Origin of the sequence: Halomicrobium urmianum (assembly GCF_020217425.1) — an archaeon.
Taxonomy (GTDB): Archaea; Halobacteriota; Halobacteria; order Halobacteriales; family Haloarculaceae; genus Halomicrobium; species Halomicrobium urmianum.
The window spans coordinates 2,940,937-2,955,510 of record NZ_CP084090.1 but is presented as its reverse complement, the minus strand read 5'-3'; the positions used below and the strand labels follow the sequence as shown (position 1 = coordinate 2,955,510).

The 14,574-nt window shown below is 69.5% G+C and carries 18 protein-coding genes; 4 read left to right on the top strand and 14 right to left on the bottom strand.

The window, feature by feature from the left end; all coding sequences use genetic code 11:
- Window positions 1–18 precede the first annotated feature (18 nt).
- The 4 genes from LCY71_RS14815 to LCY71_RS14800 all read left to right on the top strand — a co-directional run bounded on the left by LCY71_RS14815 (window position 19) and on the right by LCY71_RS14800 (window position 3,588).
- Window positions 19–300, top strand: coding sequence for a zinc ribbon domain-containing protein (locus LCY71_RS14815; RefSeq protein WP_225333916.1), 282 nt, complete (start codon window positions 19–21; stop codon window positions 298–300).
- A gap of 53 nt (window positions 301–353) precedes the next feature.
- Window positions 354–1,529 carry a dihydropteroate synthase gene (gene folP / locus LCY71_RS14810; protein ID WP_225333915.1) on the top strand — a complete coding sequence of 392 codons (1,176 nt, stop codon included), beginning with the start codon at window positions 354–356 and terminating at the stop codon, window positions 1,527–1,529.
- A 129-nt stretch (window positions 1,530–1,658) separates the two neighbouring features.
- Window positions 1,659–2,345 carry a 6-hydroxymethylpterin diphosphokinase MptE-like protein gene (locus LCY71_RS14805; RefSeq protein WP_225333914.1) on the top strand — a complete coding sequence of 229 codons (687 nt, stop codon included), beginning with the start codon at window positions 1,659–1,661 and terminating at the stop codon, window positions 2,343–2,345.
- 226 nt (window positions 2,346–2,571) lie between these two features.
- Complete coding sequence (locus LCY71_RS14800) at window positions 2,572–3,588, top strand: phosphotransferase family protein (protein ID WP_225333913.1); 1,017 nt, start codon at window positions 2,572–2,574, stop codon at window positions 3,586–3,588.
- Between the two features lie 24 nt (window positions 3,589–3,612).
- Here the strand turns inward: LCY71_RS14800 and LCY71_RS14795 are convergent, their stop codons facing one another.
- From LCY71_RS14795 to LCY71_RS14730, 14 genes are all read right to left on the bottom strand, one after another.
- Window positions 3,613–4,470: an ATP-dependent ribose-1-phosphate kinase gene (locus LCY71_RS14795; protein ID WP_225333912.1), complete on the bottom strand. Its 858-nt coding sequence runs from the start codon at window positions 4,468–4,470 to the stop codon at window positions 3,613–3,615.
- Window positions 4,471–4,557: 87 nt separating this feature from the next.
- Window positions 4,558–5,067, bottom strand: a complete 510-nt coding sequence (locus LCY71_RS14790; RefSeq protein ID WP_225333911.1) for an HTH domain-containing protein — start codon at window positions 5,065–5,067, stop codon at window positions 4,558–4,560.
- A gap of 238 nt (window positions 5,068–5,305) precedes the next feature.
- Window positions 5,306–6,391, bottom strand: coding sequence for a methionine synthase (locus LCY71_RS14785; protein WP_225333910.1), 1,086 nt, complete (start codon window positions 6,389–6,391; stop codon window positions 5,306–5,308).
- Entirely contained in the window at window positions 6,388–7,401 is a 1,014-nt protein-coding gene (locus LCY71_RS14780; protein WP_225333909.1) for a 5-methyltetrahydropteroyltriglutamate--homocysteine methyltransferase, read from the bottom strand. Before LCY71_RS14780 ends, LCY71_RS14785 begins: the two co-directional genes overlap by 4 nt.
- 102 nt (window positions 7,402–7,503) lie before the next feature.
- The gene (locus tag LCY71_RS14775; protein ID WP_225333908.1) at window positions 7,504–8,895 is read right to left on the bottom strand and encodes a TIGR00341 family protein; all 1,392 of its coding nucleotides are present in this window, start codon (window positions 8,893–8,895) and stop codon (window positions 7,504–7,506) included.
- A 103-nt stretch (window positions 8,896–8,998) separates the two neighbouring features.
- Window positions 8,999–9,646, bottom strand: coding sequence for a HemK2/MTQ2 family protein methyltransferase (locus LCY71_RS14770; protein WP_225333907.1), 648 nt, complete (start codon window positions 9,644–9,646; stop codon window positions 8,999–9,001).
- Complete coding sequence (locus LCY71_RS14765; protein WP_225333906.1) at window positions 9,639–10,586, bottom strand: 16S ribosomal RNA methyltransferase A; 948 nt, start codon at window positions 10,584–10,586, stop codon at window positions 9,639–9,641. Before LCY71_RS14765 ends, LCY71_RS14770 begins: the two co-directional genes overlap by 8 nt.
- Window positions 10,583–11,152 carry a DUF655 domain-containing protein gene (locus LCY71_RS14760; protein ID WP_225333905.1) on the bottom strand — a complete coding sequence of 190 codons (570 nt, stop codon included), beginning with the start codon at window positions 11,150–11,152 and terminating at the stop codon, window positions 10,583–10,585. Before LCY71_RS14760 ends, LCY71_RS14765 begins: the two co-directional genes overlap by 4 nt.
- 99 nt (window positions 11,153–11,251) lie before the next feature.
- On the bottom strand, window positions 11,252–11,608 hold the full coding sequence (locus LCY71_RS14755) for an RNA polymerase Rpb4 family protein (RefSeq protein WP_225333904.1): 357 nt from the start codon (window positions 11,606–11,608) through the stop codon (window positions 11,252–11,254).
- Window positions 11,605–11,895 (bottom strand): 50S ribosomal protein L21e, encoded by a 291-nt coding sequence (locus LCY71_RS14750; protein WP_225333903.1) that lies wholly within the window; start codon window positions 11,893–11,895, stop codon window positions 11,605–11,607. Before LCY71_RS14750 ends, LCY71_RS14755 begins: the two co-directional genes overlap by 4 nt.
- Before the next feature lie 208 nt (window positions 11,896–12,103).
- A complete protein-coding gene (locus LCY71_RS14745; protein ID WP_225333902.1) occupies window positions 12,104–12,370 on the bottom strand; it encodes an elongation factor 1-beta in 267 nt (88 codons plus the stop codon).
- A gap of 2 nt (window positions 12,371–12,372) precedes the next feature.
- Window positions 12,373–12,552, bottom strand: a complete 180-nt coding sequence (locus LCY71_RS14740) for an HVO_2753 family zinc finger protein (RefSeq protein WP_225333901.1) — start codon at window positions 12,550–12,552, stop codon at window positions 12,373–12,375.
- 370 nt (window positions 12,553–12,922) lie between these two features.
- The gene (locus tag LCY71_RS14735; protein ID WP_225333900.1) at window positions 12,923–13,516 is read right to left on the bottom strand and encodes a DUF2391 domain-containing protein; all 594 of its coding nucleotides are present in this window, start codon (window positions 13,514–13,516) and stop codon (window positions 12,923–12,925) included.
- Window positions 13,513–14,391 (bottom strand): 3-hydroxyacyl-CoA dehydrogenase family protein, encoded by an 879-nt coding sequence (locus tag LCY71_RS14730; protein WP_225333899.1) that lies wholly within the window; start codon window positions 14,389–14,391, stop codon window positions 13,513–13,515. Before LCY71_RS14730 ends, LCY71_RS14735 begins: the two co-directional genes overlap by 4 nt.
- Between the last annotated feature and the right edge of the window lie 183 nt (window positions 14,392–14,574).

Here is a 14,574-nt window from a genome sequence, read left to right as displayed (position 1 = left end):
CGGGAGACAAGTGACTGCATGGAATCGGTCGTCGGACTCGCCCTGGTGGGGGCGTTCACCTTCGGAATCACGTTCTGGGCCGTGCTCGGTGCGACGCGGCGAGACAGCCGGCGGGAGGTCCTGCCCTCGCACTACTCGAGCTTGCTGGAGGTTGATCCGTCTCGGTTCCCCGGCCGCTGTCCGGACTGCGAAACCTCGAACGACCCCGGCTTCCGCTTCTGCAGGGAGTGCGGCACCGAACTGCCGGGCTACGATTCGCCCTCCGGACGCGTGCCGGTGAACCGGATCTTCGACGAGTGACGGAGGCGGCGGCGAACAGTCCGTTTTTGGGGCTGTACTCCCCAGTACGCTCCATGCAGAACGTCGACGCCGCCGGGCTGGGAATCGGCGACGACCACCCGACCCGGATCATGGGCGTGCTCAACGTCAGCGCGGAGTCGCCGTACGACCCCAGCGTGTTCGCCGACCACGCCGAGGCGGCCGAGTACGTCGACGAGGCACTGATCGGCGAGGGCGCGGATATCGTTGACGTGGGTCTGGAGTCGGCCAACAAGCGCTTCGAGGTGCTCTCCGCGGAGGAGGAACTGGAGCGGCTCGACACCGCCGTCCAGACGAGAGAGTCGACCAGCGGGGACGCCGTCTTCTCCATCGAGACGCGCTACCACGAGGTGGCCGAGGCGGCGCTGGAGAGGGGCTTCGACATGGTCAACGACATCTGCGGGTTCGCCGATCCCGAGATGCCCGCGGTCTGCGAGAAGTACGACGTGGCGGTGGCCAAGATGGCCAGCCCGCCGGATCTGGAGCGGCCCGGAGCCGTCGAGGAGACGCCCTGGGCCGAACGCAGGTCCCGGGAGTGGGCGGAGTCGGCCGACTACGTCGACGAGGTGTACGAGGCGCTGAGGCAGAACGGCCTCACGGACAAGACCATCGTCGACCCCGCCTTCGGCGGCTGGTCCGAGGCCCAGACCCTCGAGGACGACCGGGAGACGCTCCGCCGACTGCGAGAGTTCCGCGCCCTGGGGCGGCCGATGCTGGTCTCGATCAACCGGAAGAACTTCCTCCGCAGCGTCGCCGACCGCTCGACCGAGGAGGCCCTGCCAGTCTCGCTGGCGGCGACGGCGATGGCGATCGACAGGGGGGCTCACGTCGTCCGCACCCACGACGTCGCCGAGACGGTCGACGCCGCGAAGATCGGCGACGCGTTCCGCCGGCGACTCGTCGCCGACGCCGAGTTCGGAGTTGAGGAACTGGACGTGACTGATCCGGGGGAACTCCGCCGGCACGCCGCGGCGGCCGGCGTCGAACTCGATCCGGACCGGCAGGTCCACCGGGTACTCCGGGTGACCGGCCTCGATCGGGCGGATCGGGACTTGCTCGAGACGGCCGCAGCGGAGGCGGACGCGACGGTGACGGGAGAGAAGGACGCGGTGGTGATCGGAACGTCCGCGGCGATCGCGGACCTGGCTGAATCAGTCGAGAAACCGGGGTTAACCGACGCATTATCACGAGCGGCAACACGTTCGCGGTAAGAGAAAGCTTATGCCGGATGCCCCAAAATGGAGCGGTGAAGGCCGAAAGGGCACCCGGGTAGGGGTACACGGTCGTGCCATTTCGGCTCAACTTCGGTTTATCGTGCGCTGAACTGGTGAGCCACAGCTATGGACTTCAGCGAGTGGGAACCGGTGTACGAGGCGATCCTCGCCGACTTCGGCTTCGACCGGGCTGGCGACGAGCGGGCGCGAGACGAGCTCGCGGCTCTGGTAACCTCGTCCTACCGGCCGCGTAACGACTGGTTTACTGGGCAGACCGTCGCCGTCGCCGGGGCGGCGCCGACGCTGGAGGACGAGGCCGACGTGGCCCGGGACGCCGACGCCGTCGTGGCCGCCTCCACCGCGGCCGACCGCCTGGTCGCGGCCGGCGTCGACGTCGACTGGGTCGTCACCGACCTGGACAAGCACGGGGAGCGGATCGCGGCGCTCACCCGCGAGGGGACGCCCGTCGCCGTCCACGCGCACGGCGACAACCGCGACCTGCTCGCTCGGCACGTCCCCGACTGCGAGCACGACAGGCTCCTGCCGACGACGCAGGCCGCGCCGGCCGATCCTGTGGTGAACCTCGGGGGGTTCACCGACGGGGACCGCGCCGCCTTCCTCGCCGACCACCTGGGGGCAGCGGCCCTGGTCTTCCCGGGCTGGGACTTCGCGGCCGCGACCGGCCCGAAGGCCCGCAAGCTCGCCTGGGCCGAGCGGCTCCTTTACTGGCTCGAACGGCGGCGCGGCGAGCGGTTCGCAGTGCTCGACGGGCGGCGAGCCGCGATCGACACCGCCCCCTTGCCAGTGAACTGACCGTCGTCAGTCGACGAGCCCGACTTCCCGGAGGTGGCGGCGGAGTTCGCCGTGGTCCTCGAACTCCTCCCCGCAGATGCGGCAGTGGGCGTCGCGGTCTGGCTCTGTCACGCGTTCGACTACGGCGTCAGCGCAAATCAGTACGAGGGGTCCCACATCGGACCGACCAGAGGTGATCGCGTGCGGACCTAGCACACTTTTGACCCTCCCCGTACAACGGGGGCCCGTGTCGAGTCCCGTCGCCGACGTCGAGGCGGTCCTGGAGGAGTCCGGCCCCGACTACGCGGACTTCTCGTTCGAGCGGCCGGGAGGGGGCCACCAGAGCGACGTGTACATGGTGACCCTCGAACACCGGGGCGAGGAGTACGAGGTGGTCCTGAAGTTCGAGCCGCCGAACATGGAGTCGTTCGCGGTCGAACCGAAACTCCACGAGTACGTCGCCAAGCGCACCGACGTTCCCGTCCCGGAGATTCTCGTCTTCGAGCCCGACCCCGACATGGACGTGCCGCCCTACTTCGTGACGGCGCGGCTCGAGGGCGACAACCTCGCGGAAGCGTTCCCGGAGCTGACGACTGACGTCCGCGAGCGGGTGATGCGACAGGCCGGGGAGATGCTGGGGGACCTCCACGAGGAGATCGCCTTCGAGGCCTACGGCTGGCTCGACCTCTGGGAGGACCGGATCATCGTCCGCGACCTGACCGGTAGCTGGCGGGAGTACTTCCGGGAGCTGACGTGGGGCCACCTCGACGGGCTGGAGGGGACCCCCTTCGCCGACCTCCGTGAGCGCGCCGAGGCGGCGCTGGAGCCCGCGATGGACCTCGTTCCAGAAGAGGGCGTCCCGCGACTCGTCCACGACGACTTCCGGCCGGCGAACCTCCTGTTCGACGGGGACCTCGAGGATCCGATCACGGCCATCCTCGACTGGCAGGACGTCCTCGCCGCCCACCCCGAGTACCACGTCGCAGCGACCGAGTTCCTCTTCGTCGACTCCTCGTTCCGGGACCCCGAGGTCCGCGACCGGCTCCGCGGGGCGCTGCACGACGGCTACCGCTCCGAGCGGGCGTTCGAGTTCGGCGAGGCGTACGAACGCCGGCGGCCGATCTACCAGCTCTCGACGCTGCTGTGGCGTATGGGCGGCTTTCAGGACGCCTTCGCCGACGAGACGGGGCTGACGCGGGCCCGCGCCGAGGCCCAGTACCGCGAGCAGTTCGAGCGGCTCGTCGAGTCGCTGCCCGAGGCCTGACGGGCGGCTCTGACACCGATTGCGTCAGTCGTCCAGCAGCGCCTCGACCTCGCGCCAGTCTGCCTGCACGCGCGCGCCGACCGTCCGGGCCGCCAGGGCGCCGCAGACGTTGCCGACCGCCAGCGCGTACTCCTCGTCGCCCGCGAAGCGCGCCGCCAGGTAGCCGCCCGCGAAGGCGTCGCCGGCGCCGGTCGTGTCGATGGGATCGACGTCGTACCCGTCGTGGGTCACCGTCCGGCCGTCGACCTCCAGGCGGGCGCCGCCGGCCCCGTCGGTGACCACGACGCGAGGGACGGCCGAGAGAAGTCCCGCATCGGCGGCCACCGTCGCCTCGCGGTCGTTACAGAAGAGCGTGTCCACGTGTTCGAGGACGGCGTCGTACGCGCGGTCGCCGAGGCGCCGGCCCGGGTCGAAGCTGACGGGCACGCCGGCCTCGACGGCCCGCCGGGCGAGTTCGCGGGCCGTCTCCGGGTCCTGACCGGTCAGGTGGAGGTGATCGGCGGCCGCCAGGTCCTCGTCGGGGAGGTCGTCGGCCGCGTAGGCCTCGTTGGCGCCGTCGGAGCCCAGCACCGCCACCTCGCCGTCCGCGTCGACGAGGGCGTACTTCACGGCGGTACCGCCGCCGGACTCGACGAGGCGCGTGTCCACCCCGACGCCGGTCAGTTCCCGGCGCGTCCGCTCGCCGTACTCGTCGCTGCCGACGCTTCCCAGGAGCGTGGCGTCCACGTCCAGCTCCGCGAGGACGACGGCGACGTTCGAGGCGCTGCCGCCGCCGGAGTGCGTCTCGTCGACGATACGCGCCTCGTCGTCGGGCCCGGGTAGCCTGTCCACCCGGAAGGTGACGTCCCAGTTGACGTGCCCGGCGCAGACGACCCGCGGCATACTCACGAGTGCGCTGCGGCGCGATAAATAGTTCCCGGAGCCCGGGGGCGACGTCCCGGAGTCGCGGCGGACTCCTCGCGGTCGGCGTCAGTCGCCGGCCGCCGGTCCGAGGCGGGGTTCGGTCCGGTCGACGGTCACGGTGTCGAACTGCGCGAGCCAGCCGGCGTCGCCCCGCTCGAAGGCCTCCAGGCAGTCCTGCACGCGGTAGGTCCGCTCGTCGTCCGAGCAGGGAAACACGCCCCGGAGCCGGTCGTCCTCGTAGACGGCCAGCGAGACGACGGGGAACACGACCACGTCGTCGACCCGATCGAGGCCCACGTACGAGCGCGTCCGCTGCTCGAAGGCCGGCCCGAGGCTGTAGCCGTTGCGCCTGGCCCAGTCGGCGAACTCCCCGTAGGTCTCGACGGCGCCGTCGCGGCGGTCCTCGTCGGTCGTCCGGATGCGCTGCCACTCGTCGGCCACCTCGGCCGCGTCGAGCACGTCGCCCGCTTCCAGTCGCTCGACTCGCTCCAGCACCGCCTGCTGGGCCTCGTAGGTGCCGTAGGTGTCGCCGCGCAGGTACAGTTCCGCTCGCAGCTGGGGATCGTCACTGGACATAGTTCTTGTCGAAGTGGTCGGTTGACTGACCTATAACTCTTGTTCGTGATCCGATAGCATACGGTCGTCCTACGAAGGAACTGTGACTATCTGGTCTCGACGTCTAGAAAAACTGATTATAAATCGGGAGCCGTTGACGGCCGTCACCGCGACGATCAGTGATTCGCGCCGACGCGCTCACTGGGTCAGTCGTCTCAAGCGCGGCCGACTAACGGTTCGCGCCGACGCGCTCGCCGGTTCAATCGTCGGCGCTAACCTCGGGCGCCGCGTACCCGACGTCGATTTCGCCGGCGTCGAGTTCCGCCTCGACCTCGCGGGCGGCCCGGACCATGTTCTCCATCTTCTGGTAGGCGATCTCGCGGGGTAGCAGCTTCAGGCCGCAGTCCGGCGAGATGGTCAGCTGCTCCGGGGGCACGACCTTGAAGCCCTGCAAAATGTTCTCCTTGATCTCCGCGACGGACTCGACCTCGGCGGTGTGGTTGTCGACGACGCCCAGCGCGAGGTCGAGCGTGAACTCGGGCTCGGTGAAGACGTCGATCTGCTCGTAGTCGCCGTTGGTCAGCTCCAGGTCGAGCTCGTCGACCGGGTAGTCCAGCACTTCGGGGTAGATGCGGGAGTAGTCGCCGTAGCAGACGTGGAGGCCGATGCGGACTTCCTCGGGGATGTCTTCGACGATGCGCTCCAGGCACTCGCCGACGATGGCGTGGTCGTCCGGCGTGGTCGCCAGCGCGGGCTCGTCGATCTGGATGTAGCGAGCGCCGGCGTCGACGAGGCGCTCGATCTCCGTGTTCACGAGGTCCGCGAGGTCGCGAGCCAGCGCCGCGTCGTCCTCGTAGGCCTCGTTGAACGTCCAGTTCGCGAGGGTGTACGGGCCGGTGATCGGCACCTTGACGGGGCTGTCGGCGACGCCGCTGGTGAACTCGTACTCGTCGACGAGCCACTCCTCGCCGTACTCGACCTCGTCGGCGACGCTCGGCTTGTCGAAGTAGTTGTGGCCCCACACCTTCACGCGGCCGTTGAACTCGTAGCCCTCGATCAGGTGGGCGAAGTACTCGACCATCTCCTTGCGCCGCATCTCGCCGTCGACGACGACGTCGAGGCCGGAACGCTCGTGCTCCTCGGTGATGAGGCGAGCGGCGTCGTCCGTGGCCTCCTGCCACTCCTCCTCGCCGAAGCCGTCCTCGGGGTCCTCGTACAGCTCGCGCGCGCGGTCGAGCCACTTGGGCTTCTTGTAGCTGCCGACGACCGTCGTCAGCAGGAAGTTGTCGTTGTCGTGGTCCTCGGGTCGGAACTGCTCGCGGTTGTTGGCGGGTCGGTTGCTCATGCTGTCACCTCCGTCAGCTCGAGGGCGCCGAGCGTCTCCAGTTTCTCCTCGAACTTGCTCGAGGGCAGGTAGAACGTCGGCGTGTTGATCGTGGCGTACACCGTCTCGAAGTCGGCGCCGGGCGTGTTCGAGAGCGTCCACTCGACGCGCTCGGCGACCTCGTCGGTCTCCTCGACCAGCGTGTTCTGGCCGTCGACGACGCCCAGCGCGACGTCGTCCGTGCAGCCGTACTCGTTGACGAGGTAGGTGCTCCCCTCGTGGTCGGCCACGAGGTCGAAGCCGACGGCGTCGACGTCGGCGTCCAGCAGGTGAGCGTACACCTTCTCGTCGAGGCTGCCGTCGCCGCCGTGGGACTCCCAGTAGGTGTGGGCGACCACGTCGGCGTCGACCGCGGAGGCGACCGTGTCGATGGCCTCGCTGGCGCGCTCATCCGCGCCGTCGCCCGGCGGGGACTCCAGCAGCGACGGCTCCAGCAGGAACAGCGTCTCCACGTCGGGGAACTGCTCGGCCTCGGCGGCGAGGAAGTCGGCGACGGCCGCGAGGAACGACTCGCTGTCGCCGTAGTGCTCGTCGGCCGCCAGGTCCGCGAGCGTGTACGGACCGGGCAGCACGGCCGCGAGCCCGTCGTCAGTCAGGTCGGCCGCGGCGTCGAGTTCGGCGGCGACGTCGCCGCTGGCGGCGAGGTCGTCGGTGACGACTGGCTCCCGGTAGAAGTTGTTGTTGTCGTAGTAGCGGACGATGCCCCGCGTCTCGACGGCGTCGGCGACGGCCAGCGGGTGGGCGAGCATGTCGTCCCACCGCAGTTGCCCCTCCACGGCCAGGTCGAGGCCGGCCTCGGTCTGCAGGTCGACGACTTCCTCGCGGGCCCGCTCGTAGGCCGCGACTATCTCCTCGCCCTCGTCGCCGGAGATCAGACCGCCCTTCTGGCGACCCTTCAGACCGGCGAGCTCGTCTTTGGCCCAGTCCGGCAGCGGATAGAGACCGGGCGTCGCTGAGACTACCTCTGGCATTGGCCGTACGTACGAAATGACGAGCTTTAATATTTCCTATTCGGAATCATGCTCTGCGGTAATCCGGCCCGGCGAGGTACGCGGGTTCGAGGCGGCCCGAGCTCATCCGGTCGCAGGTCCAGGCGGTCGGTCGAGGGTAGCGGCCGGGTCAGAGACATCCAGCTGGCCGGCGGCAGGGACCGCCGCTATCGGGTTGGAGACGTCGCTGTCCCAGGTATCGGTGTACACGAGGACCACTCTCACGTCGACAGCCACGTCGTCTGCCGTCTGGTTTCTGACCAGTCCGCCGATCTCGTACCGCAGCCCCGGCCGCGCCTGGTCCGGCGGTCGACCGATCGTGACCACCACTCGATCGGTCTTGCTCAGCATGGCCGAGTGCTCCTCGATGGCCTTGACGTCGACGAGGCTGACGTTCGCGTAGCGATCGTCGTCGAGGGTCCCCTGGACCTGATCGCTGATGCTCTGTTCCAGCTGAGACTGCTGGACGTTCTGGTAGGAAACGGTCACGAGCAGCCCGGAGACCAGGACGATGCCGACGAAGAGCATCACGGCTCGCTTCGCCAGATGCCGGCGGGTCTGCGAGAGCTGAATCCGCGAGTGGGGTCGGTAGCCGAGGTACCACAGGGTCACGAGCCCTGCGAAGTTGATCGCGAGGACGTTGACGGCGAGGAGAGTGGCGGCGTGGACGGCGACGGGCGGCTCCCACCAGGCGATCCCGATGCCCACGACCGCCGCGGGCGGGAGCAGCGCCGCGGCCATCATCACGCCGACCAGCGTGACGCGCGTGCTCGTGGCCATGCCGAGGATGCCGGCGACGCCGGCGACGAGCGCGACGACGAGCGAGAGGATGTCCGGCGAGAGCCGGCTGGCGATCTGCGGGGTCGACGTGATGGCGAGCCCCGCGGGCGAGAGGTAGCCGACCTTCAGGAACCAGGCGAACAGCGTCGCAGTGACGACCGCGATGGCCACGCCCATCACCTGGAGTTCGATCCCCCGGGAGAACAGCCGCCGGTTGCCGACCACAGTGCCGACGCTGGTGCTGACCGCCGGCCCGTACAGCGGGGCGATGACCATCGCCCCGACGACGACGGCGACCGAGTCCAGCAACAGGCCGGTCGTCGCGACGACCACGCTCAGGACGATCATCGAGACGTAGGTCCGGCCGTCGGGGAGGAGGTCCTCCGTGCGGCCGACGAGCTCTCCGCCGGCGACGCCGCTGTGTTCCTCCTTCGTCCCGGGGCTCGCCTCCACACGACCGAACAGGTCGACCTCGCTGTCGATGATCGTGACGTGGTCGTCTGCGTCCAGGCCCGCCTCGTAGAGGTCCGAGAGGACGGACTCCAGCCTGTCCTTGGTCGTCGAGAAGTGCAGGACGGCCACGTACTCGTCCGTCGCCATCTCGTCCATCGCGACGTAGTCGACGCCGTGCTCGTCGAGGCGCTCTATCACCCCATCGAGCACGCCGTGCGGCACCGTCGCCTGAACGAGTCGCATGTCGTCGTGACTTGGCGGTCGCCACGCAAAAGCCCTCCATGTGGAGTGGTCACCGGCAGGGTGCTACGCGGGAACCTACTGCAGACCAGACGCCACCCCCCAATCAGTGGTTCGCCGTCAGTTCCAGCACGACCAGCCGCTCGTAGGGGTGTTTCTCAGAGGCGACTTCCCGGGTGAGCAGGCCGTTCCGGCGGGCGTAGTCGCGCACGCCGTCGATGCCGGTGAGGCTGCTCAGCACCACGAATCCGAGCCCGCCCGGCACCAGCACCCGGTGGAGGTCCTCGAGAAACGGATCGATCAGCCGGCGGCCGTCCCGCCCGCCGGACAGCGCCTCCTCCATCCAGTCGTCCCACTCCCTGTCCTCGTCGGTCGGCAGGTACGGCGGGTTGAACGTCACGACGTCGAAGGCGTCCTCGCGGAACGGCGCTACCAGGTCCGCGCGAACCGCAGCCACGCCGCGCTCTCTGGCCTGCCGGCAGGCGTGGGGGTTCACGTCGGAGGCGAGGACGTCCGCGCCGGCGGCGGAAAGCGCCTCGGCGACGTACCCGGACCCGGTGCCGACGTCCAGCGCCCGGTCGCCCGGTTCGACGAATCCCGTGGCAGCCTCCGCCAGCAACCGGGAGTCCTCCGCCGGCTGGTACACCCGCTCGACGCCGCGCTGATCGGCCAGGTCCGGCCGGCCCCGATCCCCGTCGTCGCCGTCCGGGTCCGTCGTGCGCTCGCTGCCAGAACTCGCCTCGTCCTCAGCCATCCTCTGGCTCCCCGACTTCCCAGGCCAGCGTCGCCAGCTCGGCGAACGTCGTCGGCGTCAGTTCGCCCGCCCGGCGGCCCATCAGCTCCTCGTCGACACCGTCGGACTCGTCCGACGAACCTCCGCTCGCTTCTCTCGCGGAGGCGGCGTCGACCACCGCGTCCGGGTCGCCCAGATTCGAGATGTGGGCCGTGTTCCGGACGGCGTTGCGCATCGTCTTCCGCCGCTGCGTGAAGACGGCCTTCAGGAACCGGAGGAAGAAGTCGTCGCTCGGCACCTCGTAGTCAGGATCTCGCGGTACCGTCCGCACTACGGCACTCTCGACGCGGGGCTGTGGGTCGAACGCCTCGCGAGGCACCGTCTCGACCACCTCGACGTCGGCGTAGTGGCCAGCAGTGACGGAGAGCCGGCCGTAGTCGTCGGTCCCGGGGTCGGCGGCCATCCGCTCGGCGAACTCCCGCTGGAACATCAGCACGAGCGGCCGGTCCAGCGGCAGCAGGCGGAAGGCGATCTCGCTGGAGGCCCCGTAGGGCAGGTTCGAAACCGAGACGTCGAACTCGGGCAGGTCGACCTCCAGCGCGTCGCCCTCCACGACGGTCAGCCGACCGTCGTCGACGGCGGACGCGAACTCCTCGCGGAGGAACGCGGCGAGGTCCGGGTCGCGCTCGACCGCGGTGACGCGGCTGGCCGCGGCCAGCAGGCGATCGGTCAGCGCCCCCGTGCCGGCCCCGATCTCCAGGACGTGGGCGTCGGCGAGGCCGACGACCTCGTCGGCGTAGCCCGGCAGCCGGTCCAGTACCCGGTCGTCGACGAGGAAGTGCTGGTCCTGTCCGGGGTCGCCGTAGACGTCCGCCCGCCGGCGCAGGGCGTCGGGGTCGCGGTCCCCATACTCGCCCGCGTCCGCCGCGGCGCCGTCCTCGGTGCTCTCGGGCCCGCTCACTCCTGATCCTCCTCGCGGACGAAGATCCGGTACTTCAGGTCGTCCTCGCGCAACTCCTCGAGGATGCGCTCGACCAGCACCTCCTGCGGGCTGTGGAGGCCGCCGACCCGGTCCGCCAGGTCCTCGAAGCTCTCGAAGGGCTGGCGCTTGCGCTCGTCGAGGATCGAGTTCCTGAGCTTCTTCCCGATGCCCGGAAGGAGGTTCAGCTGGTGGAGCCGCAGCGTGATCGGCTGGGCCTCGTTGAAGAAGTCGACGAACCGTCCGGCCTCGTCCTCCACGAGGTCCTCGACGGCGTACTCCAGTTCCGACTGGGCGCCGCTGGGCAGGTCCTCGTACTCGACCTCGTCGACCCGCTGGAAGGACCGATCGGTGACGTCGATCCGATCGCCGAAGCTCACGTCTGCGTCCTCGTCGAGGACGATCTCGTACAGGCGAAAGTCCTCGGTCCCCATGGCGAAGGCGAGCGGCTCCTTCTGGTACCGAGGCCGATCGTCGTCGCTCCGTCCGTGTGGCAGGACGTCGAGCACGACGGCCTCGATTCCGCCGCCGCTCTCGGAATCACTCATGCCCGGCGATAGGACTAGAACCTACTTAATGGCGTGGGTCGCCGTCTCCCGGAGCGAACCGTGAACGCGCCGCCGTCGGACCCGCTCGCGCCGCCCGGCTTACGCGTACTGCTTGACGACGTTGAGAATCTCGTCGAGTTCGTCACCGGACAGCGAGTACCGCTCCTGGGCGAAGACGGCCCGTAGCTCGTCCCGGTCCAGCGGGCGGAGGTTCGCGATCTTGTAGGCCGTCGGCTCGTCGACCTTCTCCAGCTCCATGAGCTGGTCGACGAACTCCTGGGCCTCCTCGGGTTCCAGCAGCGCGAAGCGGTTGACGTGCTCGGTCGCCCGCGCGAGTTCGTACCGCATCTCGCGCTCCTCGTCGGCCGCTCGCTCGGCCTCGAGGTCCTCGAGGACGGCCTTCGCCTCGGCGAGGGTCAGGTACTCCTCCTCGAGCTTCTCCTTGAAGATCGTCATTCCTGCTGGCGGAGGTGCGCGGCCGTCACGATGATCGTCTTGGTCGAACCACCGTCGGTGATCTCGACCTTGTAGGCGTCGCCCTGCTCGCCGACGACGACGCCGGTCTTGCCGTCGAAGCGGGGGTGGAAGCGACCGTTCGGGACCGAGGGGTCGATCTTGAGGTGGACCTTCTCGCCCTCCTCGAACTCCTGGATGGCCCGCTGGGGCGGGCTCGTTCCGCTCTGGCGGGGCTCGTTCTTCAGCTTGTCGCGCGTGCCTTCGAGGGGTCCGTTCGAACTGGGCATTCGTGCCCCTCGCTTGTCCGGTCGCCCTAATAAAACGTGCGTTACGCTACGAGTCCGAGCGGTAGCGAGGCCTCGGAACGAGCGAGCGGCCTCGACGAAGGCGAGCGGCGGAGCCGAGAGGTCCGGGGAGTCGTCGAGCCGGTCGCCAGGCTCCGACGACGGCGTAGCAGCCGCTCCGGATCCGCGTCCGCGAGAAGTGGTGCCGGCGTTAGATACGGCCGACTTCGTCGACTTCGACGCTCTCGACGCCCTCGACGTCGGCGAAGGCCTCCTCGACGGCCTCGGTGCCGCCGGTGTCGTCGGGCACGATGACGGTCGGGAACAGCGCCACGAGGCCGAAGGCCACGTCGTCGCGCTCGAACCCGTTGATCTTCGTCCCCTCGGGCAGGGCACCCTCCAGGCGCTCCTGGAGCGCGTCCAGGTCGACTTCGGGGCTCTGCGGCATGACCTTGATGCGCGCGGCGACCTTCCCCATCGTTACGGCCCCCTGAACCCGCAGTCCGGGCACTCGTAGAGGTTGCTCTGCTTGCGGCACTTGGCGCAGCGGTAGATCTGCTGGCCGCACTCGGGGCACTTGAACGCGGCCGCGTTCGTCCCTGCGATGTTGATGCCGCAGGAGACGCACTTCTGGGTGCGCTTCTGTTGGCTCTCGCTCATACCTCCCCGTATCCGACCGCGGCTTTTAACCCTTGCCAACTAAGCCCTCGCGCGTCGCTGGCGCTCGCGCTCGCCCTTAGTTATCAACCGAAAGACTCGCTTCGCTCGTCTTTCGAGCCCTGTCTCGCTACGCTCGACAGGACGCCAGGCCCGCCTTGCGCACGCCTCGCGGTCGCTCGGCGGCGCTTTCGAGTGAACGCGTCCGTTCCCTCCGTCCTCGCGGCGCGCCAGGGTGCCGCGGGACCCTGCTGCTAGACCGCCGCACCGCCTCCGCTGCCGCACCGCCTCCGCTACCGCGCCCCGTGCCTCCCCGGACGCTCGCGCCGAGACGCGAGCGTCGGCATCCTGACGGCCGATCGAACGGTGACGGTCAGCTCCCGGGGAGGATGTCGCCGAGCGCGGCGCCGATGGCCATCGGGAAGGTAGCGACGACGCAGATGCACAGTGGCTCCCAGTTGGCGGCGAGGTCGCCGGGCGTCCAGACGACCCGGCCCCAGACGGTGAGGAGGGCGACGGCAGTCACGAACGACGCGCTGAGGACGCCGACGGGCCGACGGGGGACGAAACCGAGGATGGGGTTCGCGACCCGGACGTCCTGAAACTCGGCGACGTAGAGGATGCCGAGGACGGTCCCGACGGTGGCGAGGACGGTTACGGCGAAGAAGGACGGATTGGCCGCGACGAACGCGCCGGCCTCGTTGGTGCCGCCCTCGACGGCCATCGGAACGCCGAACAGCAGGGCTCCGAGCGCGGCCTCGGCCAGGTCCGCCGCGCCGAAGCCCCAGACCACGCGGCCGAAGACGGCGTCCTGATCCTGGACCTTGGTGGCGGTCTGCATCGCCTCGCGGACGCGTTCGCGCTCGTGATCGGAGTCGACCAGCGACTCCAGGTGCTGGAGGTCGTCGAAGAGGTCGCCCATGTCGGGGTCATCGTCGTCGTCCGGTGCGCGCTGCTTCCGGCTCATAGCTCGCGGGGGTCCTCGGGCGCGGCCGAGCGCACCTCGACGCCGGGGCTGGGTCCTGCCGGCCGCGCGCGCTCCCCGTCCTCCCACTCGTAGAAGCCGGTGCCGGTCCGGACGCCCAGATCCCCGTCGGCGACCTTCTCGCGGAGCAGTCCCGGCGGCTCGAACCGGCCGTCGAGTCGGTTGGTGAGGTCCTCCAGGCCCTCGAGGACGCGGTCCAGTCCCATCTTGTCGGCGCGCGCCAGCGGGCCACGCTCGCGCCCGCGCCCGCGCTCCATCGCCGCGTCGACGCCCTCGACGGTGGCGACACCCTCCTCGACGAGCCGAACTGCCTCGACGATGGCGGCCAGTTCCAGCCGCGCGCTGGCCAGCCCCGGCGCGTCGCCGACGACGACCGGCGTCGCGCCCAGATCCTCGACGACCTCGGTCGCGCGGTCGCGAGCGTCGGCCGTCGTCGCCTCGGCGACGACCACCTCGACCACGCTCGCGTCGTCGTCGACGGGGTGGAGGCCGACGGCGCGGCCAGGCTGCCGCAGCCCCGCGGCGACGCCGGTAACCGACGTCCGCGGGTCGCCTACGGCGACGAGCGTCTCCGGATCGATCAGCTCCTCCGCTGCAGCCAGGCGCTCGCGCCGGTCGCGCTCGGCGTCGTCGCCGGCGTCGACGACGAGGTCCGCGTCGCCGACCGCGCCTCCGAGCCCCGTCGTCCCGTCGACGCTCTCCGTCGCGTCGATCCCGTACTCACGCTCGACGTCGTCGATCGCGTCCATGACGGCGCTCGCATCGTCGTCGTACAGTCGCACCGCGTGGCCCGCGTCGGCGCAGTAGCCGACGATCGCCTGCCCCGTCCCAGTCGCGCCGAGTACGGCGACGTCCATGGGACCTACCCCGGGTTCGCCTGTGAAAGCCTTTACCGTCGCGCGGGCACCGCTCCACCGATTCCGATCGCTGACAGCCCCCGCGTTCGACGTGTTGAACTGTTGTAACGAAGATATAAGTTACCAGAAGGCACCGATTCCGTATCAGGAAGCACCACGTTAGCGACTGGCAACCAAAGTTTT